Origin of the sequence: Rivularia sp. PCC 7116 (assembly GCF_000316665.1) — a bacterium.
Taxonomy (GTDB): domain Bacteria; phylum Cyanobacteriota; class Cyanobacteriia; order Cyanobacteriales; family Nostocaceae; genus Rivularia.
On sequence record NC_019678.1, the window covers coordinates 4,631,895 to 4,653,008 of the forward strand.

The following is a 21,114-nucleotide window of genomic DNA, read 5'->3' on the forward strand; positions in this document are numbered from 1 at the left end:
TCAGTAAATAGTTAACAGTTAACAGTTATTAGCGAATCAGAAATAATTAATTTCTTGAAGGTAAATAGCTGCATTTTGGTTAGAAAAACCGCAATTCATAACATAAAAGGAGCATTCAATTGAAAAATCAACAATTAGGTGGATTGCAGTCAGCAATTGCAGGTGTTTTGGTTTCACTACTTGTTATTTTTAGCCTGAATGCATTTGTAATTATTAATCCCGGTCAAGCCGGAGTTTTGAGTATATTAGGTAAAGCACAAGATGGCGCTTTGCTAGAAGGAATTCACTTCAAACCCCCCATAGTTTCTAATGTCGATATATATGATGTAACAGTGCAGAAATATGAAATACCTGCTCAAAGTTCTACTAAAGATTTGCAAGAATTAACTGCAAAATTTGCCATCAACTTTCGGATAGATTCGACTGAAGTTGTGGAAATTAGAAGAAAGCAGGGGAGTTTAGAAAATATTGTCTCCAAAATTATTGCACCGCAAACTCAGGAATCCTTTAAAATTGCCGCAGCCAGAAGAACTGTAGAAGAAGCAATTACCAAAAGGAAAGAATTAAAAACTGATTTTGATAACGCATTAGGAGAGCGTTTGGAGAAATATGGAGTTATCATTCTAGATACTAGCGTTATTGACTTAACCTTCTCTCCCGAATTTGCTAAAGCTGTAGAAGAAAAGCAAATTGCCGAACAACGTTCGCAAAGAGCGGTTTATATTGCAGCAGAAGCAGAGCAAGAAGCATTCGCGGAGATTAACCGTGCTAAAGGTAAAGCAGAAGCTCAAAAACTTTTGGCTGAAACCTTGAAAGCACAAGGTGGACAGTTAGTACTGCAAAAAGAAGCTATTGAAGCCTGGAAGAAAGGTGGCTCTCAAATGCCCAGAGTTTTAGTCATGGGCAATGAGTCAAATAATAGCGTCCCATTTTTATTTAATTTGAGTAACATACAGGATTAATCCTGACTGTGAATTTTTGGTAGAGTAGAGGCTCTACACCATACAACGCAAACCCCTATTAGATTGAAGTTACGCTTATGACAAGCAAACCCCAAACCCAGCTTACGGTTGAAGAAGCTAAGAAAATATTGAGTAAATATGACTTCGTTGATATTGCAGCCCAACTGAAGCCATCACAGAAAAATTCAGTCCGTCGGGCTTTGACTTTGCTTGCTAGTCTATGTGATTACCAAATTCTGGGTATTTCTGCTGATACCACTGAAGAAGGAATAAAAGCAATGGAAAGTTATTCGAGGGCATTAGGCTACGAGCCTCCGAGTAATTTACCTAAAATTGAAGGTCCAGTTTACATTAAACTGAACGGTAAAAATGGTTTGTGCTACATAGATTCCTATTTGGGACATCATCGTGGGGTTTTAGTTTCTTGTCAGTCATGTTCCGAAGGTGGAATGAATCATATGTACGGGCATTTACCCTTAGATTTATTCGATTAGGTTCGATTGCTAATTAAATCGGGCATTGGACATTGAAATTACAATGTATCGCGGTTTTCAATAATCCCAATGTGCTGTGAAGATTTATCAGCCGTAACGTCGTGATTAAATAATCATACGTTACGGTTTTTAGTATACATTAACTATTCATAAAGGTAGATTTTATTTTATTTAGAGTGGTGAGAGGGAAGAATAAATTCTTGTAGGGTGCTGTGACGGCTAAAATAACTTGTCTTGGTTAACTAATAATTATCGTAATGCTGTCATGCATCAATTGAATGATAATCTGGCGCGACAGTAGATTATTATTATTCTAGTTGTAGTGTTGGGTTACACGAAGAGATTGCTCCGCTTACACCCAGTTAGTTAGCCTAACCTATGATTACTCCCCCTCTCCCATTCCGACAAGATAAAACCAGACAAAATTGTAATCGTTCAAATACCTGAGCTATCTTAATAAATGGTGCTTGCACCTTATAAAAAATCCAAAACCCAAAATCTAAAACCTAAAATCCTATGGGTGTTATTACGCTACAATCTGTCAAAAAAGATTTTGGCATCAAAGAAATTCTTAAAGATGCTTCTTTTAGTTTGAATGCTGACGAGAAGGTTGGTTTAATTGGTACTAATGGTTCCGGTAAATCTACGCTATTAAAAATGATTGCCGGAATGGAGCCGATTGACGGCGGTGAAATTATTGTAAATCCTGGTGCTAAGGTTATATATTTACCCCAACAGCCGGATTTAGATGAAAGCCTTACTGTTTTAGAACAAATATTTGCCGATAGTAGCGAGCAAATGAACTTAGTGCGCGAATATGAAGAAATTTCGGATAAATTAGCTAAAAATCACGAAGATAGCCAACTTTTATCGCGTTTGGGTGAAGTAACGCAGCGAATGGATATTATTGGCGCTTGGGAAGTAGAAACCAACGCTAAAATTATTCTTTCGCAGTTAGGAATTACGGATTTTGATGCTAAAATTGGTACTTTATCTGGCGGTTATCGCAAGCGGATTGCTTTAGCAACTGCTTTATTATCCGAGCCAGATTTATTATTGATGGACGAGCCGACAAACCATTTAGATGCTGATTCGGTAGAGTGGTTGCAAAGTTATTTGAATCGCAGAAATGGCGCTCTTTTACTAATAACTCACGATAGATATTTTTTAGATAAAGTTACGAATCGCATTATTGAAATTGATCGCGGTGATTTTTATACCTACTCTGGGAACTATTCCTATTACTTACAGAAAAAAGCTGAAGCCGAAGATTCTGCCGCAAGCACTCAACGCAAATTTAAAGGAGTATTGCGACGGGAATTAGAATGGTTAAAAAAAGGTCCAAAAGCTAGAAGTACCAAGCAAAAAGCGAGAATAGATAGAATTCGAGAAATGCAGGGTACCGAGTTTAAACAAGCTCAAGGAAAAGTCGATATTTCTACAGCTAGTCGTCGTATTGGTAAGAAAGTTATTGAAGTTAATAATGTCTCGAAATCTTACGGAGAACGAACTTTATTTAAAGATTTTACCTACGAATTTAGCCCGGAAGATAGAGTCGGAATCATCGGTGAAAACGGTGCGGGAAAATCTACTTTAATCAATATTATTACTGGAAGAGAGCAACCGGATACTGGCGAAGTTGATATTGGCTCCACCGTTTATATTGGTTATTTCGATCAGCATTCGGAAGAATTAATTGGTGCTTCCAACGATTCGCAGCGAGTGATTGATTATATCAAGCAAGAAGGCGCAGAATTTATCGAAACTGCCGATGGAACGAGAATTAGTGCTTCTCAAATGTTGGAAAGGTTTTTGTTTCCACCCAATCAGCAGTATGCGCCGATAAATAAACTTTCCGGTGGTGAAAAACGGCGTTTATTCTTGTTACGAATTTTAATGAGTGCGCCAAATGTTTTAATACTAGACGAACCGACAAACGATTTAGATGTACAAACTTTAGCGGTATTAGAAGATTATTTAGAAGACTTCAAAGGTTGCGTAATAGTAGTATCTCACGACCGCTACTTTTTAGATCGTACCATTGATAGAATTTTTGCTTTTGAAGATACAAAAATTCGGGAATTTCCCGGTAATTATTCGGTTTATCTGGATTTTAAGAGAGCAGAAGAAGCAAAAGAAAAACAATTACAAGCGGAACTAGAAAAAAGCAAACAAAAGGTAGAGACGCAGAAAGTAGAAACTCAAGTTAAGAAAGAAGATAATAAAAAGAAGCGTCGTTTATCAAATTGGGAAAGAAAAGAATTCGAGCAGCTAGAAGGGAAGATTGCTCAATTAGAAGACGAGAAGACGGAAACGGAAATGGCTTTAACTAAAGCTGCTGGGGATTATTCTCAAGTGCAGGAACTTTATGAAAAGGTGGAGAAGTTGAAGGAAGAAATTGAACAATCTACAGAAAGGTGGATGGAATTGGCTGAAATTGATGGGTGAAAAGGGAATTGGTAATTGGTAATTGGTAATTGGTTGATTGTAGATTGTAGGGTGTGTTATGGCGCGATAAATAATTTGGGTTGTGGTGGAATATTTGTATTTCGCGCCTAACGCACCATTCTAATATTGGTATATCAGATTTACGGTGCATTGCTAATACGATAAAACATAAATCATGCCTAATTATAATCAAATCAACTGGAATGAAATTCAAAAACAAATAAAAGACGCAAAAGAAGAATATTGGGGTTGTTTTAATTTAAGTAACTATGGTTTAACGGAAATACCAAAGGAAATTTTTGAAATAGATTCTTTGTGTGAATTGGATTTAAGCTATAACCTTTTTCAATATATTCCCACAGATATATCTCAACTAACGAATTTAAGCTATTTGGTTTTAGACAATAATAAAATAGAAACTCTTCCCGAAGAATTGACTCAACTGGTAAATCTCTACGAACTGTATTTAGAAGATAATGAATTAGTATCTATCCCTTCAGTTATTTTCCAAATTACAAGCTTAACCGGCTTGGTTTTAAGTTTTAATCAGATAGATAAGCTTCCAGCAAGTATATCTCAACTAAAAAATCTGGAATCACTTGATTTGAGAGGAAATCAATTAACAGAGATACCAGATCAACTTTTTGAACTAACTAGTTTAAAATATCTTTTTTTAGAAGGTAATCAATTACAGCAAATTTCGAGTTCAATTTGTAAGCTAACTAATTTAGAAAAACTTACTTTATTTGATAATCCAATCAAGGAAATACCCGATTGTATCTCTAAGATAACTGATTTAGATAAATCGTTTCTTAACTAAAATTGGTGCGTTGCGCGAAGCCACAACACACCATACAAAGTATTTCGTTTTTATCTAGCTATATAACCAGCCTTCATAACCAATAAAAACGTTTTATTTGTCCATATTTGCTGCTTGATCTTTCATTCTATCAACAACGTTATAGTCATCTTCCCCAGCAGGTGTCATTGATTCTACAATACCTTCAGTCGGACCACCAATTGCTTTCCATGCAGCAAGTCCACCTTTAAGCTCTGATACATTTTGAAAACCAGCGTTTCTTAGAGCTTGTGCTGCTTGTGTTGTTTCAGAATCGCTACCGCCGTAAATGTATATATCGCGGCTTCTAGACAAACTTTTCGCTGCTGCATCTCCTAAACCATCCATTGTCATAGGTAAAGCACCCATGATGTGCCCTTCATTGTAAGTTTGGCGATCGCGCACGTCGATGATGGTAAATGCAGGCTCACCCCACTCTAAGCGAGACTTCAGCAGCTGGACATCGGATTTCTTCTTGTCTACAGGTGGTTGGTTGGGAATGATATTTTCGATTGGATTAGCCATGTGTTCTTCTCTCTTTTTATTTCTTAATTTACTCAAACAGTAAAAGCGTTAAGGGTAAGTAACAGATAAACAACTATGCATATACGATGTATGTTATTGACGAATCTATCCCGCAATGACGAACATATGAGAGCTTACGTACAACAACATTAAACTGTAGTACTTAGGTGAAATTTGCGATAAATAAACTAGTCTTAACAGTAGCTTTGATACCGGTAGCCCTTAACGCTTTCACAATTATTTTTAATTACTTATTAAAACTTAACGCTCATAACTATCTAATTTGCTCCTTCTGTAGAAGTAATCTTTGAATTATTTATTAAGCTTTTTCTCTAACGATAGGCTGAGAAGATAAATATTTATTTGAGTTATTATTTAGAGAAAAAATTGTTAAAACCACCAAACTCGCCGCTTCAACACGCTATTCTCTATCAGAATTATTTTTAAAATTTAGAATCACTTTGTAGGGTGTGTTGTCGCTCCGCGCAACGCACCATCTATATTGTGAGTAATTTTAATTGATTAATAAAGCCTAAATTTATGAGTAATTATCGTGAAATAGACTGGGATGAGTTTCAAAAAGATGTCAAGCAAGCTAAAAGATTACATCATGAAACTTTTTCCTTAATTGGCTATGGTTTAACAGAAATACCAACTGAGGTTTTTGAGATAGAATCTTTACGGGAACTAGATTTAAGATTTAATCGCATTCAATATATTTCACCCGAAATATCTAAACTAATTAATTTACGCTGTTTAGATATGGAAAACAAATTAATCGAAACTCTTCCTGAAACTTTTGCTCAACTTACGAATTTAGATGAGCTTTATTTAGAAACTAATAAATTAATCTCCATCCCTTCAGCTATTTTTAAACTAAAAAATTTAACTTGTTTAGAGTTAGAATCTAATCAGATACAAGAGCTTCCATCGAATATATGTCAGTTAAAAAAACTAGAATGGCTTGGTTTAGACGATAATAAATTAAAAGAGCTACCAGAAGAACTTTTTAGGCTTACTAATTTAAAAGTTCTCTATTTAGATGATAATGAATTAAAAGAAATTTCAAATTCTGTTTGTAACCTAATTAATTTAGAAGAAATTACTTTATATGATAATCCAATCAAAAAAATTCCTGATTGCATTTCTGAAATAGTAGAATTCAATAATTTGTAGGGTATGTTGTAACTCAAGAAAATCGGGAACGACGATGTAAAATCACCCACATCACAACTGGAGTACCAATCAAAGCAGTAACCGAATTTAAAGGTAAAACAGTTTCGCTTCCTGGTAACTGGGATACCAAATCTGCTATCAAAGCCAAAATTGCACCCATCACAGCAACGACGGGAATTAATATTTTATGGTTTACAGTTTTAAATAAATTGCGACAGAGGTGGGGAACCACAACACCTAAAAATCCAATAGGACCGCAAAAAGCTGTAATCGCACCTGCTAAAATTGAAGCGCTGGCGATAATCCAGAATCTTGTTTGTTGTACTGCTAAACCCAAAGTTTGAGCTTGAGATTCACCCAAAAGCATTACATTCAGGGGTTTTGATAATAGCAAAGCCATTGTTAATCCTAACAGTATTACGGGTGCTAAAATTACCATTTGTCGCCAAGTGACACCCCCAAAACTGCCAAAAGTCCACTGTAAATATGATTGGATTTGATTATTTTCACTAAAATGCAGCAAAATACTCACAATAGCACTAGTTGCATAACCAAATAGTAATCCCAAAATTAGTAGCGTCATGGAATCGGGTACGCGATGAGATATAAATAAGACCGTTCCTAACACTAATGCTGCACCCAAACAAGCTGCTATAACTAAACTTAAATCGTCGATTATTCCTAATTTAATCAGTAATAAACCTATACCAGTAGTGTTTGTTGCGAGTACTATTAGCGCAACCCCTAAAGAAGCACCGGAACTAATTCCTAATACAAATGGCCCAGCAAGCGGGTTTTTAAAAAGCGTTTGCATTTCTAAACCACTTACACCTAAAGCAGCACCAGCTAAAGTCGCGGTTAAAGCTTTTGGTAAACGAAATTTGAGAATAATAGTAGTCCAAGTCGCTTTTTCCGATTCTCCTCCCAACAGAATCATAATCACTTGTTGAATCGGAATCTGAACCGAACCGAAAGCTAAATCTAATAAAAATACGACGATTAAACTACTAATTAAAATTACAGAATTAATAAGCTTGACATCTTTTTTATTGAAAAGCTTGTCGTTCAAATACTTATATTTATACCCCATCCCCTACTCCCTAATTTATTTAACTCAGCTTCTGATAAAAAAATAATTGATGATTCGGTAATAATTCTGGATGAAAAATCTTTATTAAATCATTTAATATTACATCTGGATTGCTGATTCCAGCTTCCCAATAGTCATTACCTCCATTTCCATTTAAACGAGCATTATTATTAAAAATATTACCTTTTTTTACTGCTTGAAAATCACTATAACGACTATCTGCTGTAATTACATCTTTTAAACTTTGCCAAGATTGACTGACATTTAACCAGTAATCCGCTGTAGCAGCACGTTCAAAAACATCTTCAAAAGACGAAGGTGTACTACCAGAATAATTTTCACTACAAAGTAATTCTGCACCAGCATCAGCTAAATATTTGGCTGCATAACTTTGACATCCCGGAACATACCAAGTTCCTTTAAAATTGAATCCCGTAAATACTTTTGGACGTTTTTTGATAGTTTTAGTTTTGGTAGCAATTTCCTGATATTTACTAGCTATTTCACCAAATTCTTTTTCAGCAATATCTTCTTTATTAAAAAACGTAGATGTAAACTTTAACCATTCTGCACGTCCTAATGGTGTATTTTCCATGTATTCAGCATTTATCGCGACTTTTAATCCTGCTTCTAATAATTTAGGATGGCTATCTGTTTGTGGATTTCCCGTTCCAAAAGTAGTGACTAAATCGGGATTGAGTTCTAACAATCTTTCTACATTTACATTATTGCCTAATTCAGCAATTTTACCGGCTTTTATTTTCTCAACAACTTCTGATGTATTGACTTTTTTATGATTGCTGACACCGACGAGTTTATCTACTACTTCTAATTTTGCTAAATGGGGTAAATGAGTAGTAGAAAGAGATGCGACTGTATTTATGGGTATTGTAATTACCTGAGTTTCTTTAAAACCTGCCGGTGCTGGTGTACCGCATTCAACTAAAACATATTTAAAACTGGTTTTTGCATCTTTCCAAGGATTTTTTACCGTTACGATTTTATAGTTATTTTTATATTCTACAGAAAAACCCGTGGCATATTTGATAGTAGCTTTTTGAGGAAAATAGTCTGTATTTGAATTATAATCTTGAACGCAACTTTTATTATAAATAGATGAGACTTCTGGAGGAACTGAATTACTGTTACAAGCAATAATTAACAATGCTACACATGCAACCTGAAAAAAAAATGATAATAATTTCATTATGTTAATAATCAAGATTATGAATGTAGAGACGTAGCAGTGCTACGTCTCTCTTGAATATCGTTAAGCCGATTCTGGTGGATAAAGATGCTCGGTAACTTTATTTCCTTGAACTAAATGTTCTTCAACAATAGTTTCAGCGACTTCCGGTTTAACCCGAGTGTACCAAGTTTTGTCCTCAGCATTAAATACGACTGGTCCTAATTTGCAAACTTCTAAACAGCCATAAGTTCTTACTTCTATATCTAAACCGGCTTTTTCAACCGCATTTTTCAAGGATTCATAAGTCGGTTGCCAATTACGAGAAGGTAAACATCTTCCAGAAGTACAAACCGAAATATAAGAACGTTTCAAGGTATTTTTAGTAAATGGCATTGGTTTATTACCTAATACATAAATCTCCCTTAATTCTTGATACAGTTTTAATTTTTCTAAATTTGGTTTACCTTCGGGTAATAAATTTTCTCCTTCAATTAAAGGATTTGGTAAGAAAATTGTCATCACATTCTCACCGCTACCATTTCACAATTCTATTCCCCAACTTCTTGGTTTTCCTGCTGCATTAAAACGTTATTATTGTTAGCACGAGTGCGGTTATACCCTACTAACCAAGAGACATTACCCTGTTTACCGCTATTTTGAATGCTTTGTTCGTTCAAATCATAGCTACCGAATCTTAGTTTAGCGGTGGTAGTAATATCTTTTGTGGGACGACGAGTAATGATATTGATTGTCCCTCCAATCGCATCGGAGCCATAGAGGGTAGAACCTCCACACCCTGATACTGGGAAAATTCAGATATTTGCTTTATTTCTTGTGCTGTAGCACTATCTCCAGACAATATCCCCAATACGGTGAAAATTAATGCTGTGAACTGTATTCCCGATTGATAGCTAAAGATAATATTTCTCATCTGTACCTCGCAGATAATTGTGTTTTATGTTACAGGCGGGTATTCTGACTTAAAGACAACTTGTGTCTTATTACAGCTGCGGGACAGCGCTGGATTTACACCAGACTTTCCCCGAGGTGGAATCTTAAAAAATGGGCAGGCTTATTATAGAGAGATCCACCGAGACGCAACGAGTTAATTTGTTTTAAAGCCTGCCCATTTTTTGACGGAAATTGTAACCCCCTTACATCTAATGGCTGACTCCCATCAGAAGCAATTAATTAATTCAAGATTGGAAACAAATTAGCACTATGCCTATGCTTAATAAAATCTGTATATTCCATGAAGGTACAATGATTTGGCGATCGCCGATCGTAAACAAGATAATTAAATCTATTTCAAAGTAAATATTCGCTATTTATACACTATTTGTTATACCTTAATATCTCTCTAAAATAACCGATTTAGAAGAATCTTTTTTCATGAAAAATGGCAATGTTAATGTTAATGTTAGGGATAATGTTAATGTCAATGTTAACCTTTAAAGTAATTATAAATATTACCTTTACTTATAAAATATAGTCGCACAATTTAATGTATCTTTGTTAATATTGAAAACTAAATTAACGTGCTAGTATGATAAAAAATTTTCATGATAAATTTCATCGAGGGAACTTTTTAATAGATAACAGCAACTAATTTTACAGTTTGTTATTTAGCTTAACAGGCGTAAATATTATATTTGTTTGCTTAAATTTTGCTGTTATTGTCTCTCGAATAAAGAATATTATTCATATTTTTCAACTTGCACGCTTGCACACTACATCTTTTATGGCAATCCGAAAAAATCTCAAACGGCTGAATTTATTAGGAATTGCATTAACAAGCTTATATTTGGTAGTTGGTGTACCAAAACCTGCTTATGCAATGCATGTAATGGAAGGTTTTTTACCAGTTGGTTGGGCTACTTTTTGGTGGGCTGTTTCTTTACCTTTCATGATTTTGGGATTTATATCCCTAACTCGCATCACTAAAGAAAAACCTCAGCTTAAATTGCTTTTGGGTTTAGCTGGTGCTTTTGCTTTCGTGCTGTCGGCTTTGAAAATTCCTTCGGTAACCGGTAGCTGTTCCCATCCTACGGGTACCGGTTTAGGTGCGGTATTATTTGGTCCTTTGGCGATGTCGGTTTTGGGGACTTTGGTACTGTTGTTTCAGGCTCTATTGCTGGCACACGGGGGCTTAACAACATTGGGCGCTAATGCTTTCTCGATGGCGATCGCCGGACCATTTGCGGCTTTTTGGATTTATCGGTTAACGATGAAAATATCTGGTAATCAAAGGTTAGCGATATTTTTAGCGGCAGCTTTAGCAAATTTATTAACTTATATTATTACTTCGGGACAATTAGCTTTGGCTTTCCCCGCTGAAGTTGGTGGGGTGATGGCTTCGTTTACTAAATTTGCGGGAATTTTTGCTATTACTCAAATTCCTTTGGCAATTAGTGAAGGTTTGCTGACAGTATTGGTGTGGAATTGGCTGCAATCTTACAATCCACAAGAATTAGAATTATTGAATTTAATCAAGCGGGAGCATCAAAATGAGACAATCAAGTCAGTCTAATAACGGTTGGAATAATTGGCTGTTGATATCAGCAGTTATTGTTTTAGCAGTTGCACCAATTATATTTGTACGCGATGCAGAATTTGGTGGTGCTGATGGTGAAGCTGAAGAAGAAATCACCAAGATTCAACCAGAATATAAACCTTGGTTTTCTCCTATTTTTGAACCCCCTAGCGGTGAAATTGAAAGTCTATTATTTTCCTCTCAAGCTGCTTTAGGTGCGGGATTAATTGGTTACGCAGTTGGTTTATATAAAGGACGTAGTGAAAAGCCAAGACGTGAAGAATGAGCTTAAAACTCGATACTTTAGCTTACACTAATCGATTGCGAGGATTACCACCAGAACATAAATTAATCTTCGCAATCGTTACTTTGTTAATTTCCCTTGCTGCCCATCCACCAGTACAAATTATTATCGCGTTGTGGATGGGTATTTGGACTGTGATTTACGCTAAAATTCCTGCTGGTATTTATATCAGAATATTGGCAGTTGCTAGTTTTTTTTGGCTGACTAGTTTACCTGCTTTAGTTATTAACGGTGTTTCGGTTGCAGATATTTCCAGAGTACAAAATGATTCTTGGCAGGGTTTAGATTTAGGATTTTATTATATATATATTAGTCGTGGTGGTTTCTATCAAGCTTTAACTATATTCACTAGAGCTTTTGCTTCTGTTTCTTGCTTATATTTTTTAATGTTAACCGTTCCGTTTACGGAAGTACTAGAGACATTGCGCCGATTCAAATTTCCGACATTGCTAATCGAATTATTATTATTAATGTATCGGTTCATTTTCATTTTGTGGAATACAGCAACCGATTTATCAATTGCTCAAAAATCTCGTCTTGGCTACCGCGATTTTCGTACTAGCATCAAAAGTTTAGCACTATTAGTAGGACAGCTTTTAAAAAGAACCCTGCAAAAATACAGTCAGTTTTCTTTGGGATTAGAAGCACGAGGAATGAATGGAGAATTTCGGGTTTATGCTCCCCGTCGCTATCGTTCATCAAAACGCTATATTTTAGAAGCATTAATCGGTTGTGTAATTTTAATCAGTTTAGAATGGTGGCTGAATGCAGGAATATTTGCTGGAATTTGACCAAGTATATTACACTTATCCCGGCGCTAGAGAATCTTCACTCAACGGTTTAACTTTAAATATCCCATCTAGAAAAAAATGCGCTCTTATCGGTCAGAATGGTTGCGGTAAAACTACATTATTTTTACTAGCAAATGGCTTATATAAGCCTAATCGCGGAATTGTTCGCTGGAACGGAAAACCGTTACGCTACGACCGCAAATATTTAAATAACTTACGTCAAGAAGTCGGGCTAATATTTCAAGATCCAGAACAACAATTAGTTGCTTCTACAATTGAAGAAGATATTTCTTATGGTTTATGTAATTTGAATTTACCTCCTCAAGAAATTCAAGCCAGAGTTGAAGAAATATTAGCAGAATTAAGGTTAGAAGAACTAGCCCAAAGACCAGTACATCATCTCAGCTTGGGACAAAAAAAACGAGTTTCCATCGCAGACGTAATGGTACTCCGACCCAAATTATTACTGTTAGACGAACCCACTGCATATTTAGATATCAAACATACCCGTCAACTAATCAAAACCCTTGAAAAAATTCATCAAGACGGCACAACTTTATTAATGTCCACCCACGACTTAGACTTAGTTTACCGCTGGGCTGACTGGATATTTGTCATGGATAAAGGACAGTTGATTTTTGAAGGGAAACCAGAAGATGTATTCGCTCAAGGGAAACTTTTGGAAGATTTGGATTTAGGATTACCGTTGATATATCAGCTCCTATTTGATGAGAGTTTATCTGCCCAAGAAAAAGCTGTGGTGGAAAAATTACGAGAACGGATTTCAAAGGTGTAGAGACGTAGCACTGCTACGTCTCCCTAAATTTAGATTCATCGCGAGAATCTAAAATAAACATGTAGAGATAAGATATTAGATAGAGTCTCTACATTTTCGATTATCTACTGCGGATTAACAAAAAGCTGCGTGAAATAATATTCACCCTCAGAGTTCTTCGCAACACCAATACCAGTTACCTGATATTTACCTTTTATATTGCGACGATGACCAGAACTTTTAATCCAACCCTTGACAGCATTTTTTCCAGGATTATCGTAACCCATATTGTAAGCTACGTTTTCCGCTACACCGCGATATTCAACAACCTTGGAAATTTTATTGTAGCGAGAACTTACACCATTATGTCCGAAAGCCACCTGCTTATCAGCCATTTTTTTACTGTGCTGTCTGGCAATTTTACTGATTTTACTGTTCAGTTTCAGGGGTTTTAAACCTTGCTTTTTGCGGTATTGATTAATTTGTCGATGCACCGATTTTTCCATCGCAGCTACATCGGAAGCTGCATTTACAGGTTTTGGACTTAATGTAATTAAAGAATCGGAAACACTATCAGAGCTTGAATAAGTTACCAGGCTACCACCCAATATTGCTGCTGTTGTTAAAACAACTCCTCCAAAAAATGGCAATACTTTTGTCAAACTAGACTTTACTCGAGTATTCTTCAACATTTATATTTACTCCAAAACACAACTAAATAAACCTCTACTTATAATTCCCTTCAGCAAGAGAAAAATAACATCTGATACTTCGATTCAGGTAGATTTATTCGCGATTTGGTAGAAGCAAAATTAATTCTAGCTAGTAATTCTGCGAACCTTTTCACCCCGTAATCAGAATTACTTGCAAAACACAAGTTAGTTTATAACCTTGTTTTGCATTTTCTGTATGCGATCCTAACTAAAAATTTTATACTTTGGGTTATGGTTTAATTAAATTTCCTGAGAGCAAAAATACTATTAATATTATTTTATAGGTAAATATTCTTTCGGTATAAAACGTAAAGATTTACAAATTGACCGTAGAAAAATAAAATATTAGTAAGATGATATTTAATTAGAATTAATTAAATACAAAACCTCATTTATATTTTGACTTGCCTCTGTGTAATCAGGAGAGGGATTAAGGGTGAGGTTTCATCATTGTTTTAATCATTAAATTAATGAAAAAAGCTCTAAAATTACCACAAAAAATCATGCTCCTCGGTTCCGGAGAACTGGGGAAAGAATTTGTAATAGCCGCTCAAAGATTAGGAAATTTTGTTATTGCTGTTGACCGATATGAAAATGCTCCAGCAATGCAGGTTGCCGATTGTTGTGAAGTAATTTCTATGTTGAGCGCCGACGATTTAGAAGCGATTGTCAACAAATATCAACCAGATTTTATTGTACCAGAAATTGAAGCTATAAGAACTGAAAAGCTGGCAGAATTTGAGCAGCGCAGTATTACTGTAATTCCCACTGCTGCTGCAACTAACTATACAATGAACCGCGATAGAATCCGAGAATTAGCGCATACCGAGTTAGGTGTTAGAACTGCAAAATATGGTTATGCTTCGTCTTTAGATGAGTTAATAGATATTAGTAATGAAATTGGTTTTCCCAATGTAGTCAAACCAGTTATGTCATCTTCCGGTAAAGGACAATCAATTGTTAAAAGTAAAGAAGATGTAGAAAAAGCTTGGGATTATGCTTGTTCTGGTTCTCGTGGCGATAGTCAGCGAGTAATTATTGAAGAATTTATCGACTTTGAAATTGAAATTACTTTATTAACTATCAAACAGTGGGACGCTCCGACTATTTTCTGTTCTCCTATTGGTCATCGTCAAGAAAGAGGTGATTATCAAGAATCTTGGCAGCCAGCAGGAATTTCTCAAGAAATGACGTTAAAAGCTCAAGAAATTGCCAAACAAGTAACCGATGCTTTGGGAGGTGCGGGAATATTTGGTGTAGAATTTTTTATTACTAAAGATGAGGTAATATTTTCCGAGCTTTCACCCAGACCACATGATACCGGAATGGTAACTTTAATATCGCAAAATTTGAACGAATTTGAACTACATTTAAGAGCAATTTTAGGATTACCAATTCCTAACATAGAACAGTTTAAACCTTCAGCAAGCGCTGTAATTTTAGCTGAAGATAAATCAGATTCTATTAATTATATTGGTGTTGCAGAAGCACTTTTAGAAAAAGATGTTGACATCAAATTATTTGGTAAACCCAGCGCTCATAAATATCGACGTATGGGAGTTGCTTTAGCGAAAGCAGATAACGTCCAAGAAGCAAGGGGAAAAGCTAAGATTGCTGCTGACAAAATTAATTTAGCTTAAATCGTCAATATTATATTTTTTGTAGGGTGTGTGACGCTACGAAAGGATTTGAACGTAGTAACAAATAGGATTATAGCGTCACGCACCATAAGCTTTTGAATCAAACACTAAAATTCTTTACTACAAGCGAATTTATTTTATGTAGCAATTTTATGGATGAATATTTTTCGACAATCAACTTATCGCAGCTTAAGGATACTAATACGTTAAATCTATTCCAAGATATCCAAACTATTCCTATCAATACACCCATAAACTCTCAAGCAATCACAACATCTTTCATTCATCAAGTTAACAGCGGAATACCAATTTTACTATTACACGGTTTTGAAAGCTCTCTACTCGAATTCCGCTTACTTATACCATTACTCGCAGCAGAAAAAGAAACTTGGGCTGTTGATTTACTCGGTTTCGGTTTTACTCAAAGACTAAACAATATTAACTATTCTCCAACCACAATCAAAACTCACCTTTACCACTTTTGGAAAACGCAAATTAATCAACCAGTAATTTTAGTAGGTGCTTCAATGGGAGGAGCAACCGCTATTGATTTTACGCTTGATTATCCAGATTCGGTTCATCAACTGGTTTTAATTAACAGCGTTGGTTATTCCGGTAGCTTCCCTCAAGGACGATTTTTGTTTCCTCCTGTTGATTATTGGGCTGTTGAATATTGGAAACAACGTAAATTACAAGCACTATTCTTTGGAGAAATTTTTGGTAATTTAACAGCAGCCGAAATTACATCCTTGCAATGTGCAACTTTACATTTGAATATGCCTAATTGGCATGAAGCTACTATTAGTTTTACTAAAAGTGGTGGCTATAGCGAGATAGCACCACGAATTAAAGAAATTTCCAAACCAACCTTGATTTTGTGGGGAGAAGAAGACGAAACTTTACCCATCGCAGATGCCTCTCAATTTCAGCGAGATATCGCGCAGAGTCGATTGATTTGCTTGAAATGCGGACATACTCCACAATTGGAACAAGCGGAAGTGGTGGCTGAATGGATTCTAAATTCAAATTTCATAAATTTTTAATTGACATTGGTATTTATATCGCTCAAATACATATTTCTTCACTGCTAAGGGAATGGAAATACGCGATGTTTTGCTCATACAAGTTTTTGAAACATATTGTTTCTATATTATCTATTCCAGATTGCTCTGGAGATTCTAATTCCTTCGTAGAGAAATCCAGCAATACTTTGATGTTTATATTTCCGTAACTATCACTTCTTGCTATAGATGGATCGAGTGCATTCTCGATTTGTGTAACTGCTGATGAAAAATCCAAAATAATTCTAATTTCTAGCTCGTCTAATAGCTTGATTTCATCAAATTCAATTAATTCACATTGAATATCTTTTTTGAGCAAAAACTTCCATTCAATACGATTAAAAATTGCTTGGTTCTTTACTTCTTTAAAATATTTACGGAGAAATTTATTTTTACGGCAAAAATTGAAGCTGCTTCTTTTTTGCTTGAAATCTTCAATAATTTTATCTTTTATTTGATTAGTATTAAAAACTATATTATTGAGAATAATAAACTTATTATCTTCAGTGAATAAATCAAATTTTTGATGACTGTCCATTCTTAAATTTTCAAGGTTGAGTATTTAGATTTTTGTAAATTATAATTAGTTACAAATCAATTTATAGTATCTAATTGATGCAACACAGCAAAATTATGATTCTATGTATTTTATCTTCACGTCATTGATGAAATCCTTAATTTAGATGATATTAGCTTAATTAACAGTCAGAGATTAAATCTAACAAAACTAATATTATAATTTATAAATACGGTCAATAATTTATGCCGCATACATCATGCCATCAAAAGAAAATTGAGGCTGTTGAACTTCATGTTTTTCAGGCAAGAATTCTAAGTTAATTTGAATTTTTGCTATTTTGCTAGAATCTTTTTCATTAGGAAAGAAATCTATTGATGATTTAGTTCTAATTTTTCCTTTCTGCCAACTTGTTGCCCCAAGTCTGAGAATCTCGCAATCATTCCCTTCCTCAGGAGAAGACAAGGTGACGCTAATATTACAATAACCAAAAGATGTGTTAACTAATTCATATATTCTTTCCTTGCTAGTAAAACCATCATTTTCTTTTGTCAGAAGATAGTTTACTTTCTGCCACAGTTCATTTTCTAACTGTTGCTTAAATTGGCTAAATTTAACTAGGCTGCCATTGTATGATAAAACATCGTCATCATTACAACTCAAAGATTTAAATTGACTTTCCATATGCATTGCTATACATCTACTAGAATTTCCAATTACGTTACCAATCTTTTTCAAGTTTCTCTGTTACCAAGACAACATCAATTGTTAAGCTTCTACAGCCTTCGCATCTTCAATATTTGCAAAGGATACACTATCAACTATTTCAGCCTCTGTTGAATCGATTACAGGCAATAAGTAATCATACAGTTGCATCGCTGACAAGCAACCATTAATAGAAGAGACAGATTGATTGAAATTAGCAATTTTCTTATCAATAGCATCTGAGAGGCGTTTGTTTTGATAAACTTTCTCTTCAGCTTCTTTTGCTAAAGTCTTCCCTAAATAAATACGAGCTTTCGGGTACTGTTGCAAAATTTCGTCACTTTTAATATCCGCCATTGGTAAAAGCAGAGTCTTAAAGCTTTGATTGATGGTTTGTCGGAATGTAATACGAATAGTTTTACTAACTTTTGGCTCAAAATCCAACTTTAGCAATTGTTTAATTGCAGGCTCAGCTTCTACCATGCTTTCACAATCAAAAGTTTCAGAAGTTTGCTGCAAAGTCTGACGAAACTGATAAATTGAAAAAGTACCTTCATCATAAAATCTAGGACTTTCTCTCACAAATCTGTCGCATTCTACTCGCGCTGCATTTTGTAAAGCTAAAGAAATCTGTTTTTCTAATTTCTCTAATCCTTTTTCCAAGCCTCCATCATTACCTAGCAAACGGTATAATTGCTTATGATATTCAGCCTTACGAATTTTGTCATTCAACCTTTGAAAATAATTGGTAACAATTTTAATGGAAGATTCTACTAAAATATCTTCCAATTGATTCGCAAGATAATAAAGTGCCTCTACTAAAATTGCAATTAAAGGTGCTGTTGCATTGCGGGGGTGATTCAAAGTCGCGCGTTTATAAGTATCGCCCACAGAAAATGTATCTAATAACTCATCTAAACGGTGAATCATTCTGGCACGTAATTGATTAAAATCAGCCTCAAATTTATCGCAGGCATTCGTCACCACTTGATTAACCTCTGCTGCGATGTGATGGCGAAAATCATTTCCTACCTGTTGCAATTGCTGATTAAGCCTTTGCAATTCCTGAGCTTTCATAGCCTCAATTTCTTGCGGTTGGCTGTCTAATTCACGCCTAACACCTTGGTAGTGTTTCTTGATTTGAATACAAATTGCTTTTAAATCATCAGCTAAATGCTTAAATAACTCTGGACGTTTTTCTGTAGTCAGATAGCGAGTAATCGCTGCTTTGAATTCTTCAACACCGCTATCTTGAATCAGTTGATTAACTAATAAATTTCCTTGTTCTGATAAAATTCTGACATAATTTTGATTCTGACTTTCAAAATTATTTACAGAAATTCTAAACTTGTCGGCAGGTAGCTTACCCGAAGCAGTACAGTAACGGATAAATTCGTAAACAAATTGCGGTGTTGTTTGTTGTCTATCATCAACTTTAGTAGCAAAAATACTATCCAAACCAAATCTATCTTTCAGACTTGTTTGTTTTATCTGACTGCCATAAAATCCTAACAATCCACTAGTTTTAAAAACTCTGCTACCATTTTGAAACTGAGTAGCGATCAAATTATCGAGTCTTTGTTGCAAATCGTTATTGTACCAGCTTTCATCAATACGATTAAAAACATAAAAAACCCTATCCCTAACTCCTGGATTATTCTTTATTACTTCTAATAGCTGAGTTTCTGCCTTTGTCATATCACCCATCGAGGCAGGTTTTAAAACACATACCACCGCAGAAACATCGGGATGTTGGATTTTTTCATAAGTCAATTGTGCATCTTTTTCTACGGGCGCATCTATACCAGGGGTGTCAATAATAACGTTTCCATCCTGCAATAGAGGATGGTTGCAATAATATTCAATCCGTTTTAAAACCGCGCTATTACTTCCCCGACGCGCATATCCCGCCGCTTCTTTAAGATTATCAAAATTAAACTCTTCCATCGAGTAAGTAACATTATCTATCGTGTGAATATGCTGACGATTTGCTACATACCCAGACAGCAATACAATTAGTGCCTTGGCTTGCTTTGCACGCTCTGACTTACTTTCACCACCCTCAGAAACAATAATCGCTTCGCTTCCTTGAGTGAGTAATTCTATTGCATCTTCTCGATTAATATTTTCAACTTTATGCAATCCCAACTGCTCGCATAAAGAAAATACTTGTTCTCTAACTTCTGCTTCGCTCAAAAATGTCAGAACAACTTTTTCATTCTCCGGATGTGCATACTCTATCTTGCATTCTGTACCCGTAGCATGTCCTTCTGCACTATAAAGCAATTCTCGTCCTAAAAGCGCATTGATTAGCATCGATTTACCCGCACTAAAAGCACCCGCAAATACAATTTCAAACTTGGGAGAGATTGCTTTTCTCATCGAAGTTTGAATTTGGGTAAGATTACAAGAAGCCAAAGAAGGTTCTTGCTGCACAATTTGCTTTAGAGAGTCTACTTGTTCCTTTAAATTTTGACATTGAGGCAGCAGTTCTGCCATATGTAGCATCCCGATAAAATGAAACACAAACTTTGCGTACATTCTAAAAATGTTTTGTTCTATACGCTTCCGTAATGTTACTGATAATATATCTGATTTATCAAGATACTATATTTTCTACATAGGATTATATTTTGTAATCATAGAAAAGCATAAACTGATTTAATTCGTTTCAACTCATGATTTTTATCTATACTGAGGGGCTTAGCCCCTCTGAGCTTAAACATACTTGACTTAACTAGTTAAAATGTGCTCATAACAGATATTGTGTTGCTGCTATGAAGCTTAAAAACGGCTATTTAAATGATAAATTATATCAAGTCCGGCTAATTACTCTCTGTGTAGCTTTATGAAGGTTATCCCTATTCGGCTTAAGCCTAATGCAGATTTGAGAAAAAGTTTAATAAATTTTGCGGTTGAACAAAAAGTTCAGGCAGGATTTGTGCTGACTGCTATTGGTAGTTTAAAGCAGGCTGCAATTCGCTTCGCAAATCAAGACAATAGTAAGGTATTGAACGAAAAATTTGAAATACTTTCTCTTAACGGCACTTTAGCAGCTACCGGAATACACGTACATATATCCATTGCTGACAGTAATGGTAAAGTAATTGGTGGACACTTAAGCGATGGTTGCATTGTTTACACTACAGCCGAAATCGTTATCGGAATAGCAGAAAATTTCAGTTTTTACAGAAGCTTTGACGAAGAAACAGGTTTTAACGAGCTTGAAGTTGTAACGGTTGTATAGCTGATAAATCTGAATCCGTAATGATTACAAAAATCCGGGATGGCTTATTTGGGCGGATTGATTTGCTCGAAAGTGCATAACTCTACCAAGTTTCCTGATTAGCAGC

The 21,114-nt window shown here is 35.2% G+C and carries 20 protein-coding genes, 2 pseudogenes and 1 riboswitch; of the genes and pseudogenes, 12 read left to right on the top strand and 10 right to left on the bottom strand.

Annotated elements, in window-relative coordinates; translation table 11 throughout:
- Positions 1–119 precede the first annotated feature (119 nt).
- The 4 genes from RIV7116_RS17965 (at position 120) to RIV7116_RS17980 (ending at position 4,724) form a co-directional block, all read left to right on the top strand.
- A complete protein-coding gene (locus tag RIV7116_RS17965) occupies positions 120–962 on the top strand; it encodes a prohibitin family protein (RefSeq protein WP_015119725.1) in 843 nt (280 codons plus the stop codon).
- A 77-nt stretch (positions 963–1,039) separates the two neighbouring features.
- A complete protein-coding gene (locus tag RIV7116_RS17970) occupies positions 1,040–1,456 on the top strand; it encodes a DUF1824 family protein (protein ID WP_015119726.1) in 417 nt (138 codons plus the stop codon).
- 516 nt (positions 1,457–1,972) lie between these two features.
- Complete coding sequence (locus RIV7116_RS17975; RefSeq protein ID WP_015119727.1) at positions 1,973–3,904, top strand: ABC-F family ATP-binding cassette domain-containing protein; 1,932 nt, start codon at positions 1,973–1,975, stop codon at positions 3,902–3,904.
- Between the two features lie 175 nt (positions 3,905–4,079).
- The gene (locus RIV7116_RS17980; protein ID WP_015119728.1) at positions 4,080–4,724 is read left to right on the top strand and encodes a leucine-rich repeat domain-containing protein; all 645 of its coding nucleotides are present in this window, start codon (positions 4,080–4,082) and stop codon (positions 4,722–4,724) included.
- Positions 4,725–4,817: 93 nt separating this feature from the next.
- On the opposite strand, the gene RIV7116_RS17985 is transcribed toward RIV7116_RS17980, so the two are convergent.
- Positions 4,818–5,267, bottom strand: coding sequence for a rhodanese-like domain-containing protein (locus RIV7116_RS17985; RefSeq protein WP_015119729.1), 450 nt, complete (start codon positions 5,265–5,267; stop codon positions 4,818–4,820).
- Positions 5,268–5,807: 540 nt separating this feature from the next.
- On the opposite strand from RIV7116_RS17985, the gene RIV7116_RS17990 reads away from it, so the two are divergent.
- The gene (locus RIV7116_RS17990) at positions 5,808–6,443 is read left to right on the top strand and encodes a leucine-rich repeat domain-containing protein (protein ID WP_015119730.1); all 636 of its coding nucleotides are present in this window, start codon (positions 5,808–5,810) and stop codon (positions 6,441–6,443) included.
- A 13-nt stretch (positions 6,444–6,456) separates the two neighbouring features.
- Here RIV7116_RS17990 and RIV7116_RS17995 read toward each other — a convergent pair whose 3' ends face one another.
- From RIV7116_RS17995 to RIV7116_RS18010, 5 genes and pseudogenes are all read right to left on the bottom strand, one after another.
- A complete protein-coding gene (locus tag RIV7116_RS17995) occupies positions 6,457–7,533 on the bottom strand; it encodes an iron ABC transporter permease (RefSeq protein WP_015119731.1) in 1,077 nt (358 codons plus the stop codon).
- Between the two features lie 19 nt (positions 7,534–7,552).
- The gene (locus RIV7116_RS18000; RefSeq protein WP_015119732.1) at positions 7,553–8,740 is read right to left on the bottom strand and encodes an ABC transporter substrate-binding protein; all 1,188 of its coding nucleotides are present in this window, start codon (positions 8,738–8,740) and stop codon (positions 7,553–7,555) included.
- 63 nt (positions 8,741–8,803) lie between these two features.
- Positions 8,804–9,310 (bottom strand): annotated as a pseudogene (locus RIV7116_RS18005) (ferredoxin); the annotation flags it as partial.
- 2 nt (positions 9,311–9,312) lie between these two features.
- Positions 9,313–9,513: pseudogene (locus RIV7116_RS35525) on the bottom strand (TonB-dependent receptor); the annotation flags it as partial.
- Positions 9,417–9,653, bottom strand: a complete 237-nt coding sequence (locus RIV7116_RS18010; RefSeq protein ID WP_044291027.1) for a hypothetical protein — start codon at positions 9,651–9,653, stop codon at positions 9,417–9,419. The gene RIV7116_RS18010 and the pseudogene RIV7116_RS35525, both read right to left, overlap by 97 nt.
- A gap of 16 nt (positions 9,654–9,669) precedes the next feature.
- A riboswitch (cobalamin riboswitch) is annotated at positions 9,670–9,813 on the bottom strand.
- A 650-nt stretch (positions 9,814–10,463) separates the two neighbouring features.
- On the opposite strand from RIV7116_RS18010, the gene RIV7116_RS18015 reads away from it, so the two are divergent.
- Genes RIV7116_RS18015 through RIV7116_RS18030 form a run of 4 tightly spaced genes read left to right on the top strand, consistent with a single transcriptional unit; the run spans position 10,464 to position 13,146 of the window.
- Positions 10,464–11,252 (top strand): energy-coupling factor ABC transporter permease, encoded by a 789-nt coding sequence (locus RIV7116_RS18015; protein ID WP_015119734.1) that lies wholly within the window; start codon positions 10,464–10,466, stop codon positions 11,250–11,252.
- Complete coding sequence (locus tag RIV7116_RS18020) at positions 11,230–11,541, top strand: energy-coupling factor ABC transporter substrate-binding protein (RefSeq protein ID WP_015119735.1); 312 nt, start codon at positions 11,230–11,232, stop codon at positions 11,539–11,541. The genes RIV7116_RS18015 and RIV7116_RS18020 overlap by 23 nt, the downstream gene beginning before the upstream one ends.
- Positions 11,538–12,350 carry a cobalt ECF transporter T component CbiQ gene (gene cbiQ / locus RIV7116_RS18025; protein WP_015119736.1) on the top strand — a complete coding sequence of 271 codons (813 nt, stop codon included), beginning with the start codon at positions 11,538–11,540 and terminating at the stop codon, positions 12,348–12,350. The genes RIV7116_RS18020 and cbiQ overlap by 4 nt, the downstream gene beginning before the upstream one ends.
- Positions 12,325–13,146: an energy-coupling factor ABC transporter ATP-binding protein gene (locus tag RIV7116_RS18030; protein WP_015119737.1), complete on the top strand. Its 822-nt coding sequence runs from the start codon at positions 12,325–12,327 to the stop codon at positions 13,144–13,146. Before cbiQ ends, RIV7116_RS18030 begins: the two co-directional genes overlap by 26 nt.
- Before the next feature lie 104 nt (positions 13,147–13,250).
- Here RIV7116_RS18030 and RIV7116_RS18035 read toward each other — a convergent pair whose 3' ends face one another.
- On the bottom strand, positions 13,251–13,817 hold the full coding sequence (locus RIV7116_RS18035; RefSeq protein WP_015119738.1) for a CAP domain-containing protein: 567 nt from the start codon (positions 13,815–13,817) through the stop codon (positions 13,251–13,253).
- 491 nt (positions 13,818–14,308) lie between these two features.
- Between RIV7116_RS18035 and purT the strand changes: the two genes are divergently transcribed.
- Both purT and RIV7116_RS18045 read left to right on the top strand, forming a co-directional pair.
- On the top strand, positions 14,309–15,478 hold the full coding sequence (gene purT, locus RIV7116_RS18040) for a formate-dependent phosphoribosylglycinamide formyltransferase (protein ID WP_015119739.1): 1,170 nt from the start codon (positions 14,309–14,311) through the stop codon (positions 15,476–15,478).
- Positions 15,479–15,630: 152 nt separating this feature from the next.
- Positions 15,631–16,521, top strand: a complete 891-nt coding sequence (locus RIV7116_RS18045; protein ID WP_015119740.1) for an alpha/beta fold hydrolase — start codon at positions 15,631–15,633, stop codon at positions 16,519–16,521.
- A gap of 22 nt (positions 16,522–16,543) precedes the next feature.
- On the opposite strand, the gene RIV7116_RS36510 is transcribed toward RIV7116_RS18045, so the two are convergent.
- The 3 genes from RIV7116_RS36510 to RIV7116_RS18060 all read right to left on the bottom strand — a co-directional run bounded on the left by RIV7116_RS36510 (position 16,544) and on the right by RIV7116_RS18060 (position 20,260).
- A complete protein-coding gene (locus RIV7116_RS36510) occupies positions 16,544–17,077 on the bottom strand; it encodes a hypothetical protein (protein WP_015119741.1) in 534 nt (177 codons plus the stop codon).
- 222 nt (positions 17,078–17,299) lie between these two features.
- On the bottom strand, positions 17,300–17,740 hold the full coding sequence (locus tag RIV7116_RS18055) for a KGK domain-containing protein (protein ID WP_044291028.1): 441 nt from the start codon (positions 17,738–17,740) through the stop codon (positions 17,300–17,302).
- An 84-nt stretch (positions 17,741–17,824) separates the two neighbouring features.
- Positions 17,825–20,260 (bottom strand): dynamin-like GTPase family protein, encoded by a 2,436-nt coding sequence (locus RIV7116_RS18060; protein ID WP_015119743.1) that lies wholly within the window; start codon positions 20,258–20,260, stop codon positions 17,825–17,827.
- Between the two features lie 349 nt (positions 20,261–20,609).
- Here RIV7116_RS18060 and RIV7116_RS18065 point away from each other — a divergent pair, with 349 nt between their 5' ends.
- Positions 20,610–21,008, top strand: a complete 399-nt coding sequence (locus tag RIV7116_RS18065; RefSeq protein WP_015119744.1) for a PPC domain-containing DNA-binding protein — start codon at positions 20,610–20,612, stop codon at positions 21,006–21,008.
- Positions 21,009–21,114: the final 106 nt, after the last annotated feature.